21 protein-coding genes are annotated in these 22,931 nt (G+C 38.4%); 13 read left to right on the forward strand and 8 right to left on the reverse strand.

Translation table 11 applies throughout. The features are described from left to right. Positions 1–202: 202 nt before the first annotated feature. The 4 genes from SFU91_08880 (at position 203) to SFU91_08895 (ending at position 6,355) form a co-directional block, all read left to right on the forward strand. Positions 203–1,438, forward strand: coding sequence for a hypothetical protein (locus SFU91_08880; GenBank protein MDX2129134.1), 1,236 nt, complete (start codon positions 203–205; stop codon positions 1,436–1,438). Between the two features lie 241 nt (positions 1,439–1,679). Beyond that, on the forward strand, positions 1,680–3,347 hold the full coding sequence (locus tag SFU91_08885) for a hypothetical protein (protein MDX2129135.1): 1,668 nt from the start codon (positions 1,680–1,682) through the stop codon (positions 3,345–3,347). Further along, a complete protein-coding gene (locus SFU91_08890; GenBank protein MDX2129136.1) occupies positions 3,329–4,297 on the forward strand; it encodes a hypothetical protein in 969 nt (322 codons plus the stop codon). The genes SFU91_08885 and SFU91_08890 overlap by 19 nt, the downstream gene beginning before the upstream one ends. Positions 4,298–4,351: 54 nt before the next feature. Then, positions 4,352–6,355 carry a hypothetical protein gene (locus SFU91_08895; GenBank protein MDX2129137.1) on the forward strand — a complete coding sequence of 668 codons (2,004 nt, stop codon included), beginning with the start codon at positions 4,352–4,354 and terminating at the stop codon, positions 6,353–6,355. Positions 6,356–6,445: 90 nt separating this feature from the next. On the opposite strand, the gene tsaE is transcribed toward SFU91_08895, so the two are convergent. Both tsaE and SFU91_08905 read right to left on the reverse strand, forming a co-directional pair. Continuing rightward, positions 6,446–6,895: a tRNA (adenosine(37)-N6)-threonylcarbamoyltransferase complex ATPase subunit type 1 TsaE gene (gene tsaE / locus SFU91_08900; GenBank protein MDX2129138.1), complete on the reverse strand. Its 450-nt coding sequence runs from the start codon at positions 6,893–6,895 to the stop codon at positions 6,446–6,448. Between the two features lie 6 nt (positions 6,896–6,901). Further along, a complete protein-coding gene (locus tag SFU91_08905; protein ID MDX2129139.1) occupies positions 6,902–8,464 on the reverse strand; it encodes a PglZ domain-containing protein in 1,563 nt (520 codons plus the stop codon). Between the two features lie 264 nt (positions 8,465–8,728). Between SFU91_08905 and SFU91_08910 the strand changes: the two genes are divergently transcribed. Then, positions 8,729–9,511 carry a hypothetical protein gene (locus SFU91_08910; protein ID MDX2129140.1) on the forward strand — a complete coding sequence of 261 codons (783 nt, stop codon included), beginning with the start codon at positions 8,729–8,731 and terminating at the stop codon, positions 9,509–9,511. A 3-nt stretch (positions 9,512–9,514) separates the two neighbouring features. Here the strand turns inward: SFU91_08910 and SFU91_08915 are convergent, their stop codons facing one another. Beyond that, positions 9,515–10,687, reverse strand: a complete 1,173-nt coding sequence (locus tag SFU91_08915) for a cysteine desulfurase family protein (protein ID MDX2129141.1) — start codon at positions 10,685–10,687, stop codon at positions 9,515–9,517. 167 nt (positions 10,688–10,854) lie between these two features. On the opposite strand from SFU91_08915, the gene SFU91_08920 reads away from it, so the two are divergent. The 6 genes from SFU91_08920 to SFU91_08945 all read left to right on the forward strand — a co-directional run bounded on the left by SFU91_08920 (position 10,855) and on the right by SFU91_08945 (position 17,278). After that, a complete protein-coding gene (locus SFU91_08920) occupies positions 10,855–11,988 on the forward strand; it encodes a helix-turn-helix domain-containing protein (protein ID MDX2129142.1) in 1,134 nt (377 codons plus the stop codon). A gap of 87 nt (positions 11,989–12,075) precedes the next feature. Further along, the gene (locus tag SFU91_08925) at positions 12,076–14,229 is read left to right on the forward strand and encodes a carboxy terminal-processing peptidase (protein ID MDX2129143.1); all 2,154 of its coding nucleotides are present in this window, start codon (positions 12,076–12,078) and stop codon (positions 14,227–14,229) included. 88 nt (positions 14,230–14,317) lie between these two features. Continuing rightward, a complete protein-coding gene (locus tag SFU91_08930; protein ID MDX2129144.1) occupies positions 14,318–14,896 on the forward strand; it encodes a TetR/AcrR family transcriptional regulator in 579 nt (192 codons plus the stop codon). A 38-nt stretch (positions 14,897–14,934) separates the two neighbouring features. After that, complete coding sequence (locus tag SFU91_08935; GenBank protein MDX2129145.1) at positions 14,935–15,585, forward strand: DsbA family protein; 651 nt, start codon at positions 14,935–14,937, stop codon at positions 15,583–15,585. Between the two features lie 14 nt (positions 15,586–15,599). After that, positions 15,600–16,493, forward strand: coding sequence for an NAD(P)H-binding protein (locus SFU91_08940; GenBank protein ID MDX2129146.1), 894 nt, complete (start codon positions 15,600–15,602; stop codon positions 16,491–16,493). Between the two features lie 59 nt (positions 16,494–16,552). Further along, positions 16,553–17,278 carry a TIGR04283 family arsenosugar biosynthesis glycosyltransferase gene (locus SFU91_08945; protein ID MDX2129147.1) on the forward strand — a complete coding sequence of 242 codons (726 nt, stop codon included), beginning with the start codon at positions 16,553–16,555 and terminating at the stop codon, positions 17,276–17,278. Between the two features lie 36 nt (positions 17,279–17,314). On the opposite strand, the gene SFU91_08950 is transcribed toward SFU91_08945, so the two are convergent. From SFU91_08950 to SFU91_08970, 5 genes are all read right to left on the reverse strand, one after another. Further along, on the reverse strand, positions 17,315–17,731 hold the full coding sequence (locus SFU91_08950) for a 6-carboxytetrahydropterin synthase (GenBank protein ID MDX2129148.1): 417 nt from the start codon (positions 17,729–17,731) through the stop codon (positions 17,315–17,317). Beyond that, complete coding sequence (gene dapF / locus SFU91_08955) at positions 17,728–18,558, reverse strand: diaminopimelate epimerase (GenBank protein MDX2129149.1); 831 nt, start codon at positions 18,556–18,558, stop codon at positions 17,728–17,730. The genes SFU91_08950 and dapF overlap by 4 nt, the downstream gene beginning before the upstream one ends. Positions 18,559–18,562: 4 nt before the next feature. Then, positions 18,563–19,015, reverse strand: a complete 453-nt coding sequence (locus tag SFU91_08960; GenBank protein MDX2129150.1) for a DUF4440 domain-containing protein — start codon at positions 19,013–19,015, stop codon at positions 18,563–18,565. Between the two features lie 11 nt (positions 19,016–19,026). Next, positions 19,027–19,866: a cytochrome c biogenesis protein CcsA gene (ccsA, locus tag SFU91_08965; GenBank protein ID MDX2129151.1), complete on the reverse strand. Its 840-nt coding sequence runs from the start codon at positions 19,864–19,866 to the stop codon at positions 19,027–19,029. A gap of 108 nt (positions 19,867–19,974) precedes the next feature. Further along, positions 19,975–20,532: a TlpA disulfide reductase family protein gene (locus SFU91_08970; protein MDX2129152.1), complete on the reverse strand. Its 558-nt coding sequence runs from the start codon at positions 20,530–20,532 to the stop codon at positions 19,975–19,977. A 176-nt stretch (positions 20,533–20,708) separates the two neighbouring features. Here SFU91_08970 and SFU91_08975 point away from each other — a divergent pair, with 176 nt between their 5' ends. Continuing rightward, a complete protein-coding gene (locus SFU91_08975) occupies positions 20,709–21,332 on the forward strand; it encodes a rhomboid family intramembrane serine protease (protein ID MDX2129153.1) in 624 nt (207 codons plus the stop codon). 86 nt (positions 21,333–21,418) lie between these two features. Next, on the forward strand, positions 21,419–22,918 hold the full coding sequence (locus tag SFU91_08980; GenBank protein ID MDX2129154.1) for a hypothetical protein: 1,500 nt from the start codon (positions 21,419–21,421) through the stop codon (positions 22,916–22,918). Positions 22,919–22,931: the final 13 nt, after the last annotated feature.

The raw sequence follows: 22,931 nt of genomic DNA on the forward strand, positions 1-22,931 counted from the left end.
ATTTAATAAGCTTAAGTACAAAAGAAATTTTGAAAATTCACAATGTAAAATGACACGTTTGTGTTATTGAGAGATGCGGTTGAAACACATAATTTTAGTGATAACCCGAAAAGCAATTTCGAAATTAGCAATGATTTTAACATTTTGCTTTAAGAAGTGTTAAACGACCTTCGAACTCCGGTTCATAAAATTCAAAAAAACTATGACATTCAAAAAGTCACATACTTTTCACTTAATGGCTGGGATGTTTCTTTGCATTGCCGTGCTTTTTCAAGAGTCCCTGATGTCAAAGGAAATCAAGGCCGAAGTGGACAATAAAGATTATGACTCAAGGAAGTTGAGGTCTCTTTATGAAAATTTGGTTAAAAAATCGCCTGAGCTCAAAGATTACATCGCTAAGGGTTCGAAACGATTTGAAATATCAATTAAAGGGAAGCCGCTTCAACTACACTTAGAAAAAAATGCTGAGGGAGTTGTCACTCATTTGGGTCTTAACCTTTTTCCGGTTGAGGCGATTGAGCTTAATCCATCAATTTATCTTTTTATCGAAAGATTACTTTTGGAGTATTGGATTGAAGGTGGTGCAGAAGGTGCTCGTTTAGCAAAAACAGAAGGGATTTACTTTGCATTAAACAATATTTTTTTGGGCTCAATAGGATTTGAATCACTTACACCGGCATTTGAAATCATAAGAGCCTCTCCAAATTTCAAACTGTCAATCGAAGAATCGAAATACCGTCTGGAATGGCAAAACGCTACTCAAAGGCTTGCAATGTCGTTTCCTGCGCGTCAAGATTTAATTTTAGGGAAGGATAAAATTGAGCTCGATAATGAACTTTCACAAAAACTGCAGCAAAAACAGGATAGAAGTTTTTCGCCTATTTTTATCGAACAAACCAAAATCATCTTTGATTCAACCAAATCAGTTTGGAAGTTTGTCGGCAAAACTTTTTCGGAGGAATACAAAGGGGTAAAGCAAAGCGCATACTTTTCAAAAAAAGCCGAAGAATTCATCCCAATTTGGAGCGAACAAAATGTTGAAGAAAGTCTTACAAATTTGTTTTTTACTGATTTAACAAATACTCGAACAATCAATTTAGAGATTAAACACAATCTTTACGGAAATACTCAAAAAAACTATAAAACCACATTGAAAGAATTTCTTTCTCTTTTTCAAACCGGCTATGTGCCATTTATTGGTTTTGAGAAAAGTGAAGGAACTTCAATCCCAGTCTTGTTGATTCTCGTAAGCGAACGATTCGCGCACTTACATCTGGTTTCAATCCAATTTTCAAAAGACATTTTTCAAAATTCAAATGAAGTCATTAAGGCCAAATTAACGACGAACATTCGAAATGATAACTTGAAATCAATTTTTCAAGAGTATGTCGAAAAGCCCGATAAAGGAAAGTATAAAGTTCCAAAGGGAACGAAGTAAAATGACACGTTTATGTTATTGAGCGAACACTTGAAAAGGTGTTACATTCGTTTTGGGAGGAATGAATCGGAGTCTTTACTTAATTCTGAGTTTTCTGAATGTTTTATCCCCCAAGTAAAAATAAATGAATAGCGATTTGATGACATTTTTATTGCATACAAAAAACTGGTGTTTTTCTATTCTTTTGAAATTGTTCGAAGGAAGTTTTTTATTATCGAGGCTTGGCGCGATAATTTTTTCGATGACGTTGGGTGTATCTCTAATTTTTGCTCAACCTACTCCTGAAGAAATCAAATCGGGTGGTTATAAATGGGGGGAGTCGAAAAGAGAAAATGAAACAGAGGCTTCTAATGCAGCGAAAGCCGATTTGATTCAGCGTATTGTTCAAACCGTGATTAATTCTGATGAAACGGTCGTTTCTCAAGAAGTCAGAGGAAACGAGGCAAAGTATGAATCGTATGTGAAATCTCGCTCTAAGGTTGCGTCACGAATGCAACTTCGTGGATTGAATGTTATACAATTAGGAATGGAAGGCAATTCCTATAAAGCATTAGCCTATATTTCTAATGAAGATTACAATTCGTCATTAAAGGCAATCGAAAATGAAGTGATTGCAGAATTTCAAACGGGAGAACAGATTGAACGAAGCCGAGGCATTGCAAATGCGATACCTGTATATTACAAAGCATTTTTGAAGACTTATTTTTCTCCTGATCTCATATCGTTTGATTCTCCCTCTACAGGACCACAAAAAAATTTTCAAACTTGGATTTACGAAAACAAATTGCTTCCGTTTCTACGCGAAATCAAAGTAACAGCGATTTCACCAACCCCTTTAGATGTTGATGTTACATCCGATATCACTTCCGTTCAGTTTGAAGTCAAATATCGTGGGGCAGAATGCCAAGGTATTACTTTGTGGAAAATGCCCCGAAGACGGAGTAACGAAGTATCAGTACTCAATGGAAAAGCAAAATTGGAGTTTTCAATTCCAGAATTGAAGTATCAGCCACCCTATCATACGCTTATTAAATATGAACTTGGTTATAAGGTTGCATTAGAAGAAGGTGCCCCAAGTGAATTAAAAGAAGCGCAAAAGATTGCTCGGGAAATTATTATTGAGCCAATTGAAGTAACGGTTGATTATAGTAAAATCGTTGAATTCGATTTGGCGATACGAAAGGTTTCATCAACTGATTTTGTATTTGATATTGTGATGAAAAATTTTATTTCTCAAAGCCCAATTAATATCAGTTACGGAGATAATACTTCCGAGACACTTTCAAAGCGAAATACTATTTATACCTACAGAGCTCCGGGAAAATATTTGGTCACTTTAGAAGTCAAACCGCTTCCTGTCATAAAAAAATACCTGAGTGTTCCTTCGGGAGAGATTATCGATGTTCCGGTCGAAATCCCAAAACCGCCAGTTGTTATTCCAACGCCTGAGCCGAAACCAGAGCCCAAGCCTTCTCCAACACCCTCAACTCCAAATATTGGATATAAACCTAACATCAGTAATGAGACACCGCCTCTAAAGCCTACTGAGACTGTTTCTGCACCTTCAATTCCTAGTACAGTAAGAGAATTGCCGCAACCTCCCAAACCATCGAACAAAGATGTTGAAAGGAAATCGACTGTTGTCGAGGAATTGAAAACAAAACTCAATGCTCAAGAGCTGTTAGACGCGCTTTCAAAACTAAAAAATCAAGGCAAGCTTTTTTTTGGGAAGAAAACAGATTTTCTTTCTCCTGAAAAGTGTACCGTTTTCTTAATTGATCGTCAAAGCAAAACTGTAAAATTCATCTTGGGGGCTGGTGAAGAGCGTACACTAAATCTGATCTCAAATACGCCGGTCAAATCTGAAGAATTAAAAAATTTAACTGCAATATGGGTCGAAATATATTAATCGTTTTTATAGCCTGTTTTCTTTTTGTTGGAGGACTGATCGCGCAAGTCAGCAGCGTTTCAGTAAAGCTAATATCTTCGGTTGGAAGCACAACTGCGCAAATTGAAGCCAATGCGTCAGCTTTTTTAACCGAACTAAATAGAGCTGCTGCGGCACACCAAAAGCCAACCTTTGCGGCACCGTTTATCTCTGAAAATGTCAGGCAAAATTTGAGCCCTGTTCTTGATACATATGAACTTTTCGCACTCGACACCGAAATAAAGGCTAATACTTACAAGCGAGAAAAAGACGGACTCATTGTTCTTCAGTCAATCTTGCTAAACAAAAGAACCGTAGATACGTCATTCACTGAAGAGCTCAATCTCATTTTCCGCCCCGATGGCACACTTGATGATGTAACCTTTAGCATTGGCTCTCAGCAATATGCCAAAGTATTTAGTGCAGGCAACATATTAGATGCCACCGATCTTCGCCGAAAACAACTCATCCTTGACTTTGTGGAGCGCTTTAGAACGGCGTATGAAAAAAAGGACTTGAGTTACCTCGATCTCGTTTTCAGCGAAAAAGCCCTAATTATTGTTGGCAAAGTGGTTCAACCAAAACCCTCGGATGGAATTAAGATTGCGGATGCCGTTAAGGTAGAGCGGCAGGTGTATTCAAAAAAAGAGTATATGGAAAACCTGAAAGCCAAAGTTTTTACAAAGAAATGGATAAAACTTGGTTTTGATAAAGTGGAAATTATCCGTCACCCTGATCCAAGCCTTTCAATGTTTTATGGAGTTCAATTGATTCAAAAGTGGGCAACGCCGGGCTATTCCGATGAAGGGTACCTCTTTTTATTAATTGACTTTACAAATGAAGATAAACCCATTATTCATGTCCGTGCTTGGGAGCCAATGCAAGTAAAGAAAAAGGATCGAACAACTCTCGCAGATTTTGAATTCTATTGATCCAGAATGTAATCCCCATCCGAAAAATTTCTTTTTGACTTAAATGAAACAACAATGAAAAGTTTGAAATTTTTAACCATCATCTTCCTGCTCACATTGGCAAGTATGGAAGTTTCTGCACAGCGCTTATTAAAGCTTAAAGAAAAGGATGAAGCAAAAATTATTCAAGTTCCGGGACGAGAACCGGGAAAAACGTTTGCAATTATTGTTGAAAGCCCTGATCCAGATGGAAAACTAATCGCCATATTTAAGCCGCAACAACCAATCAATATTAAAAGCAGTTATTCTGAAGGAAGGCATATCTATTTCTTTGAAATGGAAGAAGATCAAGATGAATATGATTTGACTCAACTTTACACTTCTCCTACCTCTAAATTTAATCGATTTACAATTATCAAAAAGGAAGACCAACCTGTAACATTTAAAAAAGGAGAGGACTCAAAAATTTTCGTTGTTAAACTGATTGATGAAACTTCAGAGATTGCCGAGCAAGGAAAGGGCAATTTGACAATTGAAATCCGCTCCGATAAAGGTAAACTTGTTCCGAGCGGAACCATTGAATTTCAAGGTCTTCCAAATCCTGTCACATTTACGAATGGGTTTTACATTTACCCGAATCCAAATAAAGTTAAACTTCCTGCTAAAGTTAAGGCACCCGGATTCGAAGATTTAAATGAAGTTTTGGTTGACTTTACTATTGTTGAACCCGGACAAAACAAACGTTTTCCGATTGAAATGAAAGGGAAATATGGCAAAGTTGTTCTTATTGCTTCTAAAGCCAAAGAAACCGATAAAATTTCAGGAGTCTCTGTACAATTGGATAATGGTGAAACCGTTCAATTCACGAATGAAGAAAGATTGGAAATTGAACTTCCAATCGGTTCACATAAAATTGAAGTGCTTGCAGAGACAAAAGGGTTTGCATCTATTGCCCCAATTCAGGTAGAAATTGAACAAAATAAGTCAATTGAAAGAACAGTTGACTTTGCTTCTTTTCAAGATATTGAAATCTCTACCAAACCAGAGGGTGCTCAAATGACCATTATGGAAATTAATGGTAATCCGTTTAATGGACAGCAGCCAAGCGGTAAAACAAATCGTACCTATAACCTTCCTGTCGGGCGTTTGAGAGTCGAGTTTCGCCACCCAAGTACAAGAACAGTTACCGTGTTGGTAGATAATACCTCAGCCAAAAATGGACAAACTAAATCACAAAATATTGAACTCGATGCAGCCTTCTTCCCGTGGGCAGTGCAAACCCAACCAAGCGGATTATCTTTTAAGATCAAAGATCAAAATGGCAGCTTAAAAGAATCAGGCAGAACGCCAGCTGTGAAGTTTCTCCCCGCCGGTACCTATGAACTTGAAGTCGATGATGATAATCGTTGGTATGAAGCCAGCGTAACACTCAAAGATGCCTCCGATGGAAATCTGGTTTTCAAAACACACGGAAGTTTTGGCGGCTCAATATTTATGGGCTCTGGAACTGCTTTTAGTGGTGCTGAGCGAGGGTTAGGAAATGTAAAGGCAGAAGCGCTGAATTATGAAGTTGGTTTTCTCAACTTTGGTTGGGGTGGGTTCAATCTAACCGCGCTCGGAATGAGAAGGCTTGCGCTACCTTCCAATGAAGGGGGGACAATTCCTGCCTATTTCTTTACTGCTTTTACTAATCCTGAGCTGAGAATTGGCGGCTCCTATCTCGATTGGCTTGAGGGTTTTGTATTCGTTGGCGGTGGTTATTATTTCAGTCCCTTTGAATACGATTCACATAAAACACTCGGTCGATTTAATGGCTCAATGACCTATTACAGAGCAGGAATCGGCGGCTCTTTGATTTTAGGCGATCTCCGATTTACTGTCAAAGCCGGGGTTGAAGATTATACAGTTACAGCAAAAGAATATGATGCCATTTTGGGAAGTTATCGAGATGAATTCACTTATAAATCAGGACTTAATCCGTTTTTTTCGCTTGAAGTTGATTTGTTCAGTATGGCTGATTACGGAGGAAAAATTTGGCGTTTATGGAGTAAACCCTTGCTTGATAATTTCACATATTAATCTCAGAAAAAATAAAGAAAACCCGCTGAAGAGCGGGTTTTTGCTTTAAATAAATTTCGGTAAAATCTCAGAACTTTGTGCCACTTTCCACTATTCGATTCTAATCAACCGTTTGGTCTCATCTGCTTTATCAATAAAAACCTTTCGTGATCGAGAAGGAAATAAATGCGCGAATTTTTCTGACCACTCAATGATGGAAATGGCATTGGAATATAAATATTCATCAAAGCCAATATTTTGTAATTCCCTTTCCGATTCAATCCTGTATAGATCAAAGTGATGAAGGGTGTATTCAACCCCTTTAAGTGTACCGTTATAAGTATTGACAATTGTGAACGTTGGACTTGTTACACTGTCTGAACAGTGATACACATCGCAAATTCCTTTGACAAATAAGGTCTTACCAGCGCCTAAGTCTCCTGAAAGTAAAACAATATCCCCTGCCGTTAATCCAATTCCAAATTGACGGGCTAATTCTCTTGATTCCTCAGGTGAGTGAGATAATCTAACTGCATTTTTTAGAATCAAAGGGATGATCATGTCCAATTAAAGATTGGGTTTTAATTTGATAAAAGGTACAATCATTTCATCAAGTGAGACACCGCCGTGTTGAAACGAATCTTTGTATTGATTAACATATTTGTGAAAGTTCGTCGGATAAATGAAGTAATAGTCTTCTTTGGCAAGAATGTAATTCACATTTAATCCGTGATTAGGCAGCCGGTAATCAGCGGGGTTTCGGACAAAAATGGCGTGTTTAGAGTCGCATTGAAGATTACGACCAAATTTGTATCTCAAGTTTGTTGAGGCTTCACGATCAGCCACAACTTTCGTATGCCTCAAGCAACGAAGACTTCCGTGGTCGGTTGTAATGAATATCGTTGCTTTTTGTTTCGATAGAGTTTTTAGCAATCGTAAGAAAGAGGAATGCTCAAACCAAGTTTTGGTTAATGAACGAAATGCTTGCTCATCCGGCGATAGTTCTTTGATCACTTGAGAATCTGAGCGGCTATGGGCAAGGATATCCACAAAATTCACAACAACGGCATTGAGTTGAATTCCGAGTTGTGAAAGAATATTTTGTTCATAGGCTTTGCTATCATCAGAAGTAACCAATTTAGAATATTTCATACTTCTTATCGGAACCCTGCGTCGCTTAAAGAAATCTTCCATAAAATCAGCTTCATAGCGGTTTTTACTGGTTTCATCTTCCTGACTGTCTCGCCAAAGTTCCGGATGACGCTTTTCTATATCTGCAGGGAAAAGCCCGCTGAAAATTGAATTTCTTGAATAGGGTGTTGCAGTAGGAAGGACAGAGAAATAAGCATTTCGCTCAATTGAAAAGTGAGCATTCAGCAATTTTTCAAGTACAATCCACTGATCAAATCGAAGACAATCGACAACAAACAAGAAAATCGGGCTTCCACCTTCAAGTTCAGGAATTACCGCGCGGTCAAGGACATCAAGCGACAGCATCGGACGCTTTTCCTTTTCGCGATGAATCCACTCCCGATAATTTTTTTCAATAAATTTTCCAAAAAGCGCGTTGCACTCCCGCTTTTGATCAATTAAGGTTTGTCTTAGATTAAGTGCAGGATGATCATCAAGTTCAACTTCCCATTGCGTTAGGCGAAAATGCAGTTCAATCCATTTATCCGCATCCACTTCGCCGTAAAGATCTGCGGATATTCGATTAAACTCCGCGATATAATTTTGTGTCGCTGCCGAATCTTTGATTTTATCGGAGTCTAAAAGCTTTTTGCAAGTCAGAAGAATTTGTGTGGGATTGACCGGCTTAATGAGGTACTCTGAGATTTTTTTCCCAATCGCTTCCTCCATAATACTTTCTTGTTCATTCTTTGTGATCATGACAACCGGCGTCGTAGGATGAGACAGCTTAATTTCAGATAATGCCTTTAATCCGCTCATTCCGGGCATTTGCTCATCAAGGAAAATAATGTCATATCGATTCTGACGCGAGAGTTCAATCGCGTCATCACCATTCAAAACTGTGGTAACCTCATAACCCTTATCGGATAGAAAGAGAATATGAGGCTTGAGATATTCAATTTCGTCGTCAGCCCAGAGTATTTTGTGTTTGTTAAGCATTATCAGTAAAAATGATTTTCAAAGAAGTATAAATTCAAATGTTAAACGAATTTAACATTTGAAAGGTGGAGATAATCTACCCCCCTTTTTAAGGTAGCAACATTTATTTCTGAATCTTATTTTCAATTCTATCGTTTTTTTTAGAAACCTTTATCCAACGCATTTGCCGTGGCTTATTGCCAATTTGGAATGAATTAAGGTACAAATGTTGTTAAGAGACTTTAGGATTTTCCCAATTTCTTATAACCATTAGAATAAATTAAGGTGAATCAAAAATCGCCATCACTATTGTTATTGGTTCTGGCTTTAATTTCATCAGAACTTTTTGCGAAAGATCATCCTGCTAAATTTACATCTTCGTCTCTCCGCGAAGCCGTGGAAGCAGGGGATAGTGCCTATCGTGCATTTAACTACGACCTTGCGATCCAAAAATATGAGCAAGCAACAAAAGAAAACCTTTCTGTTGATTTACTCCTAAAACTTTCAGATGCCTATTTCTTTGGCGGTTATGAAAAGCCAAAAAGGGAGCAAGAAAAAATGTATTTCAACGCTAAAAAGGTTCTTCTTACAGCAAAACAGATAGACTCCTTAAATTCAGAAGTGTTTGCGAGGCTGGGGCAAGTCACCGGTCAGATAGCCATTTTTAAGGGGAATGAAGAAAAAATTAAACTTGGGCTTCAAATCAAGGAATATGCAGACCGAGCGCTCGAGCTTAACCCAAATTGTGCAATGGCTCATGCGGTGTTAGGGATTTGGCATTATGAATTAGCCGGTCTTTCATTTTTTGAACGAACTTTAGTCAATGTTCTTTTTGGTGGAGTTCCCAAAGGAAGTTATGAAACCTCTTGCACCCATCTTAAAAAAGCGGTTGAACTCGCACCAAATGTTATTTATTACCGCTATATGTTCGCAAAATCCTTGATTAAGGTTGATCAAGAAGAAGAAGCAAAGAAATCGCTTATCGTTGCACTCGAACTCCCTTTGTTAGTTGCCGGAGATAAAAGGAACAAAAGTGCGGCAAAAGAATTACTTCTTGAATTGAATTGAAACTCATTTTGATATCCGCTTTAGGGCTTCAGGAATTTTTTCAGAAGCGAAGAGCACATCGCGTTCAGTCGTAAATTTTGAAAACGAAATTCTGGCTGAAAGCCGCGCTTCATCTTCAGTTTTTCCCAGAGCTAACAGAACATGCGATGGTTTTTCGGTCCCGGAAGTACATGCGCTGCCACTCGATATTGCCACACCCACCGCATCCATTGCAAGCAAAAACACATCGCTTGCCAGCCGTTTCTTAGTTGGAAGATGAAAAGAAAGATTCAAGACATGTGCAATTTTTTCATTCTCATTTCCATTAAGAGAAAAGGTAATCCCACTATCTTTTAGAGAGGCCGAGAGTGAATCCAAAAATAATGCGCTTACATGACGAATCTGACGATCATTTTTTTCGAAATCTCGAATTGAAATTTCTAACGCTTTTGCAAACCCTACAGCCAATGCCGCACTTTCGGTTCCCGCGCGTCGGTTTCGTTCATGACTCCCACCGTGTAATAGTGAATCAATAGGAGTTCCTTCACGAATAAAGAGTGCACCAATCCCTTTAGGCCCATAAAATTTGTGAGCCGTCACTGTCGCGAGTGAAATTGAAGAACCCTTAAGTGAAAATGGAACTTTGCCAATAGCTTGAACAGCATCCGTATGAAAATATCCGCCTAATTTCTTGACCTTTTCAGAAATCAATTCGATAGGATTAATATTCCCAAGTTCGTTATTTACCAACATGATTGAAACAAGCAACCGTTCTCCCTTTGAAAAATCCTCTATACCCGTGGTGATAATCTTCCCTGTTTCATCGTGTGAGATATAGTTAACTTGAACCGAGAACTTGTTTGATAACCAAGCAAGTGGCTCAAGAACCGCTTTATGCTCGAGTTTTGAAGTAAGAACGGTAAGCGAATCTTTAGGGTTTGAAAAGAAAAATCCTTTCACCGCCATATTGTTCGATTCTGTGCCACCGGAGCTAAAAAATATTTCGGAAGGTTTGGCGTTTAATAAATGGGCAATTTTTTCACGCGAATCTTCAAGGGCATTTTTTGTAAACTGCCCAAACGAATGGATGGAAGAAGGATTTCCAAAGTGAGTAGAGAAATAAGGCTTCATTGCGTCAAAAACTTCCGGATCAAGCGGCGTTGTCGAGGCATTATCCAAGTATATTGGTTCAATCATATTACGTTGTAAAATCTCAATTAAAGCTCATTTATATGAGAAGAAAATTTCTTCTTCAGTGTTTTTTTTCTATACTTCAATGTTTCAGCGTTCAATTTTTCAGTCGGTTAATAATAGTACTTGAATGATTTTATTCCCGATTCTACAACGCCCTAATCTGTAATATCATGAGCAAATTAAGCCAACTTGCCGAAGATTTTTGTTTGGCTCGTGAGGGTAAAAAGCTAACCATCGAACAACTCAGTCAGAAGACAAGAGTAAGACTTGAGTTGCTAAAAAATTTTGAATCAGGCATTTTTAATGCTTTGCCTCCGCCGTACATTATTCCAATGATGAAAGTCTATGCCAAAGAATTAGGCATACCGGAATCAGTCATTGATGATTGCAAACATGAACTTGGGATTCATGATATTCCCGATAATACGAAACAAGGACTATCTTCATCAGGTTCATTTACAGGACTAAATAAAGTAAGTTCTTCTGAAAATGATTCTTTCCAACAGCCTCTTTTGAATGAAGAGCCACTTTGGCTTGCAACTGCATTCCAATACAGATTTGGAATAATTGCATCAATCGTTCTCTTCATTGGGCTTTTGGGATTTTCATATTGGTGGTTTTTCTTAAGGGAAAAGGCTGTAATTATTCGGCAAACAGCCAAAAACACCGTGTTGTATCAAGAAGAATCAAAGCGTGAGAATCAAACCGCAATTAAACCTGAAATTCCAAAAGAGTGGATTTCAGGAAAGGATACCCTGTTTAATACGCCCTTACCCACTGAGCAACTCCAACCGATACAAAGCCAAGTTCCTGTGCAAGAAGTCGTGACGACAACTGCCCTTCCAGCAGTCTCGCCAAAAGATACCGTTAAAGCGAAACGAAATCCAAATCCTCAGGTTCCATCAGATCTTTCTAACGAAATAGTAATTGATCAACTCCCGGGAATTCCAAAACGCAATTCGGGTGATGGCGAAGAATTTGGAGCGATAGACCCGAGTAGAGCATCTGTATTTGAACAGGGTGCCAATCCGGAAAAAAAACCGCAGCAAAAGAAATACAGGTTAGTTTTTCAGTTTAACCCTGAGTCAACTGATACTTGCAAGGTCAGCGTTATGATTGAGGGAAAGGGTCTGAGAAGTGTTTCTCTTTATCCCACCAATCGAACTGCCCGATTTGATGCAGATACAACAATGAGCATTACTATTGAAAAAGCTGAGGCTGTTTCTGTCATACTCAATGATGAAAAGGTGACTTTGCCAAAAACTTCCGGTGAGGTGTCAAATCTAAAAGTTGCTGAACCTTAAACTTTGGAGATAAATAGGGAATCTCGTGTCACTATTCTTTTGAATTGGCGTAATTAAAACTATTGCAATACCAGTAAATCAACTTATATGAATCGAGCTTACGTTTTGTTTAATTATAACAACAATAAAATCCTTCAGCTGCCAAGCCGTATGACGAAGAAAATCGTTTCCTCTCTTGTATTACTCCTTGTATACGCGTTGTTTTCCTTCTCCCTAAAGGCACAATCAGATACTGATGCATCGATAAAAAACGCGGATTTATCCGTTGATACAACATCGCTGTATGCACAATCAATTCATCCGCTTGTCGAAAGGGAAGTGGCAAGAATCTTGATGATTCGCCATTACAAAAAATTTAGATTGGACGATTCCCTCTCTAAACAAATGTTTGATTTTTATCTTGAATCATTCGATAACAATAGAAGTGTTTTTCTTGCCTCAGATGTAAGTGAGTTTCAAGCCTATAAATATCAACTGGATAACAATTTGCAACGCGGCGATCTCAGCGTTGCATTCCTCATATTCAATCGATTTAAGATTCGCTTTGATCAACGACTGAAAAGCGTTGTCAGTATTCTTGAGAAGGAATTTGACTACTCAATTAACGAAGAGTATTTCTATGATCGCAAAGAATTGCCTTGGCCTAAAACTCAAAAAGAACTGGATGAACTCTGGGAAAAAGTTCTAAAAAATCAGGCGCTTGATTTGAAGCTTGCAGGAAAAAAATGGGAAGAAATTCAAAAAACTCTGTTTAGTCGATATAAAAATCAAGCAAAGGCAATCTCTCAATACAAAAGCGAAGATATCTTTCAGATTTATATGAATAGCTTTACGAGAGCGATTGACCCACACACCAATTATTTTTCACCGTCAACTTCCGACAATTTTCGAATCAATATGTCTCAATCCCTCGAGGGAATTGGGGCTCAGCTACAATCAGAAAATGATTATACAAAGGTCGCAGAAGTGATACCCGGAGGCCCAGCCTTCAAAAGCAAATTGATTAAAAAAGGGGATAAAATTGTTGGGGTTGCTCAAGGAGATACAGGTAAGTTTGTGGATGTTATCGGGTGGAGATTAGATGATGTTGTAGCATTAATTCGCGGTCCAAAAGGAACAATTGTTCGTTTGCAAATTATCGCAGCAGAAGATTTGGCGACAGCACCACCACGCGAAATCAAACTCACCCGAGACAAAGTTAAACTTGAAAATCAAACCGCAAAAAAAGAAGTTAAGATTATAAAAACAGGAGCAAAATCGAGCAAAATTGGCGTGATTACCATTCCAACTTTTTATATGGATTTTGAAGCGTATCAAAGAGGTGAAGCAAATTACAACAGCACCTCCCGTGATGTTCGCCGGTTGGTTGGAGAATTGCAGTCTGAAAAGGTCGAGGGCATAATCATTGATCTAAGAAACAACGGCGGCGGAAGTTTGATGGAAGCAATTGAATTGAGTGGGTTATTTATTCCTCAAGGCCCTGTCGTTCAAGTGAAAGATGCCTCTGGAAGGGTTGAAATCAATGAAGATGATGACCCCGCAATGGTTTACAATGGGCCATTAGGTGTTCTCATTAATCGGTTTAGCGCTTCTGCATCTGAGATTTTTGCAGGGGCAATGCAAGATTATAACCGCGCAATAATCATCGGAGAAAATAGTTATGGAAAAGGCACGGTTCAGACACTCGATGATCTCAATCGAAGAATTCAAATCAAAAACGAACGGTTAGGTCAATTAAAATTTACCACGGCTAAATTTTATCGTGTAACCGGTAGTAGTACTCAACACAAAGGTGTGCTCCCTGATATCAATTTCCCCTCAGCCTTTAGTGCTGAAGAATTTGGCGAAGATTCAGAACCAACAGCCTTACCGTGGGATGAAATCACGACAGCGCCATTTAAGCCGATGGCCAAAATTACACCTAAGACAAAGGAATTATTACAAAAGAAGCACGCGGCACGTGTAAAGAAAAATGACGCTTTTCAATCGGTGGTTCAAGAAATTCAATGGGCGAAAAAAGAGCGAGCAAAAAAATCGATTTCACTTTTAGAAACAGAACGTAAAAAGGAACGCGACGCAGCCGAGGCCCGACGCTTGGCAAGAAATAAAAAAGTTCAGCTTAAAGGAAAAACCGAATCGCCAGCTGCATCAAACCAAGAGAATGCTGAGAAAGAGCCGGATATTTATTTAGATGAAGCCGGCCAAATTTTGACCGATTTAGTCAATTTGAGAATCGGGTAATCATCGATTTTGCAACTACAAAAGCTCTTGAGGTTCAAGAGCTTTTTTTGTATTTGGTACATACCAATTGGTATGCTATATTTAAACTATGGATACAAGAGCAGAAATATTAAAAAAGAATTTTGAGATTCTAAGGCGACAAGGCTTTGGTGGGATTCGGGCAGATAAGTCAGTCGCTGAAATTGGCGTCACAAAGGGAGCTCTTTATCACTACTTCCCTTCAAAACGTGATTTGGGATATGCCATTTTTGATGAAATCATTACACCGAGATACCAATCGCTTTGGAGCCGTTCAGAGCAAACTGAGGCAAATCCAATTGATGTAATGATTTCTACAATTGAGGATCTCTCCCGTTCAACTTGTGAGAACATTTCGTTGGGTTGTCCATTGAATAACATCGCTCAGGAAATGTCGGGACTTGACGATGGATTTACAAAAAGAATCGAATCTCTTTATGAAGTCATGCAAAATCAATTGGCTTCCGCTTTATCGAAAGGGAAAAAAAAGGGGCTTGTCAAAAAGGATTGTGACCCCAAAAATGCTGCGATTTTTATCGTAGCATCTACTGAAGGGGCTTTTGGAATTGGAAAAGCCTTACAGTCAGAAAAGGCATTTCAAACAGCGTTGAAAGAATTGATTCGGTACATTAATTCATTAAGAGCATAATTTTTTTAATCAAGTACATACTAACTAGTTGGTATTCTATGAATTTAAACAGACGAATCATTTATATCTATGACGCACTTTGTGGCTGGTGTTATGGATTCAGCGAGGTGATTGTAACTCTTGAGAAGACTTTTCAAGACATTTTGACCTTTCAAGTGCTGAATGGAGGAATGATAATGGGCGACCGAGTGAAACCAATTTCTGAAACAAGATGGTACATCGAATCAGCTTATCCGATTGTAGAAGCTAAAACCGGGGTTCAATTCGGTGAAGCATATCTAAATGGCATTCTGAAGTCAGGTCAAATCCTTTCAGATTCACTGCCACCTGCATTAGCATTCAACGCATTGAAAGGTCAAACGAAACTTACCCAAATTGGACTGGCTTCATCGATTCAAAGGTTGCTCTATATCGAGGGTAAAAACTTAAACGAGCCCGATTCATACCGCTCTCTATCTGAAGAGTGCGGAATCAGTTTTGAACTCTTTCTCTCAAAATTTAAGAGTGAAGAAACCCTTAAAGAAACACAGATTGAATTTCAGCAAGTGAAATCACTTGGTGTAAATGGATTCCCAACGGTTTTATTCGATAGTGGGAATCGAATTTACCCAATTACATCAGGCTACTCGACTGTTGAAATTTTATCTAACAGAATTCACCATTTGGTGGAGAACATAAATAAACAATAAAAAAAGGAGAAAATATGATTGTTATTCTAGGTGCAACAGGCAATACAGGGAAACCCTTGGCTGAAATGTTGTTGAAAGCCGGCGAAAAGGTCACGGTTGTAGGCAGAGATGCTTCAAAACTTGAAGGTCTTAGAACATTAGGTGCAAAAGTTGAGACCGGAAGTATTGATGATGCAGGATTTCTTTCTAAAGTATTTACCGGTGCAACTGCGATTTACGCTTTAGTTCCTCCCAATTTTACAGCATCTAACTTTAGAGCGTATCAAAATCAAGTTATCGATGCCATTAAAGCCGCAATCGAATCAGCCAAGGTTAAGTATGTTGTTACATTGAGTTCTATCGGAGCGCATCTCCCAAGCGGAACGGGAGTTGTCAATGGATTAAATGATATGGAAAGGAAGTTTAATGAGTTAAAGGATAGCCATATTGTGCATCTTCGAGCTGGTTTCTTTATGCAAAATATTTTTGGAATGCTTGGGGCATATAAGCAGGCCGGAGTGCTTGGAGGTTTTCCAATTCGTGCTGACTTAAAGATTCCAATGATTCATACAAATGATATATCAAAAGTAGCATTTGATTTCCTTTCTAAAAGAGATTTTGAAGGAAAATCATTCGTCAATGTTGCTCACCCACAGTATTTCACTCTTCAAGAGGTTGCCTCAAAACTCGGCCAAGCGATACAAAAGCCAGACTTGAAGTATGTACAATTTGAAGAAGCTGCCTTTAAGGGCGCAATGTTGGGGATGGGGGCTTCTGAAAGTTTGGTCGACGGATATTTAGAGTTCAGTAAAGCAATGAATGAGAGAGAGACAGAATTTATGTCAGGGTATCAGTTAACTTCACGGGGAGAAGGTAAAATTTCCGTCGGAGAGTTTATCGAGAATGAACTTTCACATGCTGCTCGTTAATTGAAATTGAAACGTCTAAAGCGGATTATGATTATATATGAGAAATTGTAATCCGCTTTATGAAAATCTCAATTATCATTCCCACATTCAATGAATCAGCTGCCATTCAAAAAACCTTGCAAAGTCTTATTGAACAAGAAGGCATTTCATTTCAAAATATTGAGATTCTTATTGCTGACGGAGGCTCCGAAGATGATACTGTTGAAAAAATTATCAATTTTTTTGATAGCATTGACAATCTTGCAATAAGGATTTTCAAATCAGCAAAAGGACGTGCGGTACAATTAAACTGTGGCGCAAATTTTGCAAGCGGTGACATATTCCTCTTTCTTCATGCAGATTCACAACTTTCAAGAAACGCTTTACACGAACTTTCTTTGGCTGCCGAAAATCTGAAAACCAGTTATGGTTTTTTTGTGATGGATTTCGATGAAAAAAATGTTTTTACTGAGTTCTATTCGAAAGCAACTGAATTACCTTCGATTTTAACACATTACGGCGATAGTGGTATTTTTGCTAAACGCGATTTCTTCCATAAGATTGGAGGATTTCCAGAAATCCCATTAATGGAAGACGTGGAGTTTCTATTTCGTTCACGCAGAATTTGCGAACCTACCTTAATCCAAAACGCGAAAGTAACAACAAGTGCAAGACGATTTAAGAAGAACGGTTACTTATCTCAACAACTGCTCAATTTAACCCTTACATCGCTTTACATCGTGGGAGCGAAACCAGACTGGTTGAAATCTATTTATGATGGGTGGTTTTCTGACGGAAAAACATAACTGAATATTCCGTTGATGGAATCACTGAAATTGAATTCAGTTTTCTGGATCATTCAAAGTGGAATACAGCTTGGCAGAACCCCATTCAAACCCATTCTCCTCACAAATTGTGACTTCTACACTCGATAAACAAAGCGACGGATTTCTCGGAAAGAAATTATGTTGCAGCATATCTCCGATTACAAAATAAAAATAACTTCCTAAAGTCTCGCAGGTTGGGGAGGTTTGAACCTCTTTAGGGAGCGTAGGGTTTTGATTTAAATAAGAAGACTCAAGTTGACTCAATAGTACCTCAATATTTTCTCTAACCTCTGTCATATTCACAAGCATTCCTCCAATTGGAGAGCCCTGAATTCGAACTTCAACTTTCCACAGATGCTTATGCGGTTCTTCTCGAACCGAGAGAGAGTGGAAAGCACTGAATTCAAATTTTAAGCTAAGCTCCGTTTTCACGAGTTGACAAGTTGAGGATTGTTATGTTCAATGACCATAGGAATTTCTCCTGAGAAAACAATTTTGGCACTTCCCTTTAGGGTAGGGGTGGACAAGTCATTATCAAAAGTAACTTCAAGCCACTCGCCACTTTGAACTTTCAGTCTGATTTGGTTGGAGGTTACAAAACCAAGTTTGCGAGCCATTAATGCAGATGCAACAGCACCGGTTCCGCATGCAAGAGTTTCATTCTCAACACCGCGTTCAAAAGTTCGAATTCTTAGGGATTCTTTGTCAATCAGTGATACAAAATTCACATTCGTTCCTTCCGGGAATAATGTAGTGTTATGTCGAATTCGAGAACCGATAGACACAACAGGTTCAGTATCGAGGGAATCGCGAAAAAGGATAACATGAGGCGAGCCGGTATTCACAAAAGAGAAGGATTCTAATCCATCACTTAAATCAAACTTCCAATCGCTGGGAGCACGCATATGAAGTCGAACCTCGCCGTCAGGGGTCAGTTCTGAGAAATAAGTTTCATTGTTGGCTTCAAAGCGAAAGGCAGATTTTGATAAACCGCAAAGAGAAGCAAATTTTGTGATGCACCGTGCGCCATTTCCACACAGTGAACCAAGTTTCCCGTCCGAATTGAAATACACCATTTTGAAATCGAAAAACTCTGAACTTTCCAACAGCATGAGACCATCAGCACCGATTCCTTGATGTCTGTGACAAAGTTCTGCAACTGTGGAAGAATTAAATTGGTAGCGGTGATAGCGGTTATCGATTAAGATAAAATCATTGCCCGCACCGGACATTTTCGTAAAGTGAACTGACTGCATCATCGATCTATGAAGTGTGGTCAACAATAATTTTCCATCCCAAACCTGTTTTTTCAAAAAGTAAAGTAAAGTGCCCGCCTACATTGCCTCCTGCGGCAACACTTCGTGTGAGTTGCCATTTTCCAATAACAAATGCATAAGAAGGAGAAAGAATTTTAATTTCAATAATATCAAAAGCAAGTTCTCCCATTTTTTCGGTAGAAGAATAAGACGTGAGGTAGCGCTTTAATACGGATTGAAAACCTGAAGTAACTCCTTTGACACTTACAAATTTCAACGAATCTGATTCTTTGTAACCATCCATAAAGGCTTCAATATTTCCAGCATTCCAAGAATATTGTTGCTGAGTAAGAACCCTGCTGATTTGCTTTTCCACGCTGTCCTGACTAAGTAAAGGATTGGTATAAAAAAATAAACTGAATAATAAAGTGATAACCAAGAGTGTCGAATTCCTTTTCATTGCAATGAAGTTTAGTTGCCGTGAAATTTAGCAGAGAAAAGATTTAAAACTGTCATCGAAAGAAAGGCAAAGAGAAATCCAAAAATGAGAAGTAAGGCCATTTTCTTTCCTTGCAATCGAAATCGTTTTCGAAAAAGTAATCCTGCCCCATAAAATCCCCAAACAAGAATTGTACCAATCAATTTTGGATCAGAGAAAAAGGATAACTTTTCTTGATTTTGGATGATCATCCAAGCCCCGCCGGCAAAAGCAAATGTGAGAAAAATAAATCCAAAAAATACCGAGGTATAGCTAAGCCTCTCCATAATTTCAAGGTTAGGCAGTCGGTCAAATAATAACCCATATTGATTACTTTGAATCTGCTTCAAAAGCAGCAAGTAAAGAATACTGTAAATACCGGCAATTGCGATAGCCCCATAACCTAAAAGCGCGTTGATAATATGAAATTGCATAAGCACATTTTTTAAGGCGGGGTCGGGAGAAAGTTGGTTATCCAATAAACTTGATGAAATAATTTGAAAAACAAGTGATACCCCCAAAACAAAGGCACCGGTTTGTTGAATGTTTGAGGTTGTCTCAATCAGAGCATATGTGATGGTCAGAGTCAGAGCGATTAAAGACATCACTTGGAAAGTTGATGCAATTGGAGGCAATCCGTTTTTATGAGTTAAAAGTGTGGAATAGATAAGATGAGCAACAATTAAGGTAAAAAGTCCGGCTTTTGCCAATGAGAAATTAAATATTCTCTTCTCGGAATCGGGGCGAAGAAATAAAAAAAGATAAAGTAAAAAAACTCCCAAGTATAGTGTAGGGAGAAAGAGATTAAATAGATATAGGACAGTATTCGTCATACAGCATTTTTAAGCGTAAACTTAAAGATAAACAACTAAAACTTCTGCCACTCTATAAATGAAAAAAGCCTCTCAATGGTGAGAGGCTTATCTCAAAAATAAAATTACTTAAAGCGCTTTCTTAATGAATTGTTCAAAGGTGGCTTTATCTCGTGAACCCACAAAAGATGCGATGATTTCACCTTTCTTGTTGATAATAAAAGTTGCAGGGACAGCACCGCGCTCATCTTCATTTAATAGTGGTTGATAAGAATCAAAAACGGTTGCATCGCCCATTAAAATCGGATAGTTGATGCCTGATGTCGTCATAAAGTCTTTTACCTTTTTAACGGGATCTGTAGATGGTCGCTCTAAGGCAACGCCAACGAAAGTGAACTTATCGCCACCATATTGTTTTTGTAATTCGACCATATCAGGAATTTCCGCACGGCAGGGAGGGCACCAAGTTCCCCAAAAGTTTAATATGACCGCTTTTCCTCTGAAATCACTCAAACTGATTTTCTTACCCTCAACCGAAGTCAGTGTGAATTGCGGTGCAGTATTGTTCGAAAGAACGGTTTCATTTTTTGAAACCGCTGAAGCTTGAGGCGTTAGGAAAAAAGTAAGCGCACCTAAAGAAAAGGTTGCGAACAAAACACTTACCAAAAAAATTTTAGCCAATTTCATAACCGTAAATTTATGATTAAAAACAATAGGTAAAGTAATAAAGCATAGAATAAAGTTAATCGTTTTGGGTAAGAACTGTAAAGCAAAAAGTTTGATTTTTACATCATTCAAGTCTATTCAAGGGTAAAAAAAATGAATTCGTTAAATTCATACTTTAATTCAAAATTTGTTTTGGGATGGTTGCTATCACAGTCTTAATTTTTACAGTTGCATTGAGTTTATATGCACTAAACAACGAAAAAGTAATGGATAAGTTGCTGCTATATCCTTATCGCCTCAATCGAAATGGGGATTACTATACTTTTGTAAGTAGCGGACTAATTCACGCAGACATACCGCATCTCCTTTTTAATGGATTTTCATTTTACTTTTTTGCTTTTTCCCTAGAGTCTATCGTTGGTAGTGTCACTTTTTTTTGGATTTATTTTGGTAGTATGATTTTTGCTTCTATTCCAAGTTCGGTCATTCACAAGCATAACCCAAGTTATCGAACTCTCGGAGCTTCAGGGGCGATTTCAGGGGCAATATTCGCCTATGTTCTTTATGAACCGGGCCAATATTTTCAATTACTTCTTCTGCCAATCCCAATACCTTCGCCGATTTTTGCCATATTATTTCTCGTGGGTAGTTACTTCGCCTCAAAAAGAGGTGGAGATAACATTAATCATGACGCCCACATTTTTGGCGCAATTTCCGGAGCCGTATTAGCAATCATACTGGATTTCATTCTCGAAGGGGGCAATCTCCTCCCAAATTTTGTTTCAACCCTTAATTGGATGGTTGAAAGCGCATTGTCATGAATAGCAAAACTTTTTTTCGCAAATCCCTTGTTGAATGTTCTCAAAGGTTCAGAAAGTTCAAACACCCGAATTGGATATTGATATTAGTGAGTATTTCACTTCTTGCAGTCGAATTAATCAACGCCCAAATCCTGCCTCCTTCATACAATCCGATGCCTAAAGAAAAAATAGAGCGATTTGAAAATGATGCACGAAAGTTCAACGAAAGGCGAGATGAGATCTATAAAAAAAGGCAATGGCTTTCAAGAAATGCGGCTGATATCAGACACTCCGACTCTGACGATAGTTTGGTGATTCATCGATTAAGAGATGAAGAAGAGAACTATCGATTTCGCATTCGAGAACTCCATACTTTAATTAATAGAGACTCTTTGGAATTGATTCGCCAAACATCTCTCGCAACAAAATATGCACTCGATTCATTATCATTGATGCAAGGCGTTGATTCGATGAGAATAGAAGTCCTTAAAAAGGTTGATTCATTAAAGGCAAAAAGAAATCAAATAATTGTTGATTCACTTCAAGCCTTGAGAAAATCGATTGGGGCTTTAATACCTGCAAAAAATCTAACCCAACGCGACAGTTTAAAGCTTGCATTGGCGATAGATTCTCTATTAACCCTTGGTTCCTTACAGTTGGAAGTACAAGAATTGAATCTGAAGATTCAAACTGATTCGGTGAAATCAATTTTCTTAGCAGGTCTCTCTAAGCAAAGTGAGCAAGTAGTTCGTGAGCTTTCAGGTTCATTTAATGCAAACCGCCGAGTTTCAGATTCATTGAGTTTGAACCAAATCAAACTTATGCAGTGGAGAGAAAGACTGCAAGGTGGTTCAGGAAAACGACTATCGGTCATTTATGAATTGGAACGAGAAATTCAAAGCCTATCACAACAAGCTGACAGTCTTGGTAAAGTTTCAGATAGTTTGCTAAAAATCAGCAGCGATTACCGTTCCATAGCAGAACGATTTTTCATCCCGGTTCAGAAGTATGATGATGCTGTAAAGTTTTACGGCGCACCCAATGTATTGAGTAGTGTTACCTTTAATTTGATTACTCGTTCAGCAAATATCAATGGTTATACCAATTACTTTGGGCCAGTACGTTTTGGAGCTTCTTTGATTATGAATCTTGAAGAAACCCCATCAAACGATGTAGTTGGAAATTTAAATCAGTTCTACTCCGGTGGGGGAAACTTGGTTCTTCATTTTTCATTCCCCTTAATTTTCAATGGCTCTCAATACCACGGGATCACATTGCAATCAATGATTAAAACATCAGTGAGTCAGATTTTTTCTGTACCGTATTACAACATTGATGTTGGAGTCGAAGCGTATGGTGTTATTAGCCCCGTTCATTGGGGACGGTTCTTTGGATATTTTAGAACAGGATTGGCAATTGGAATTCGTGGATTTTATGAAAAGATAGGGTATGAGAGGGAGTCCCCGTTTTTTTATGGTCAGGTCGTTGCTGGGGTTGAGATTTGGGAGATTAAACTTCTTATTTCAGGGATTGCGTTTAGCCCTGATAATCTTGGTCGTCCAATTACCTTAAATAACTTTACGGTTCAAGCACCTCTTCCACGATAAAATTTGTTATTTC

Source organism: Chloroherpetonaceae bacterium (genome assembly GCA_033763895.1).
In the GTDB taxonomy this organism is placed as follows: Bacteria; Bacteroidota; Chlorobiia; order Chlorobiales; family Thermochlorobacteraceae; genus JANRJQ01.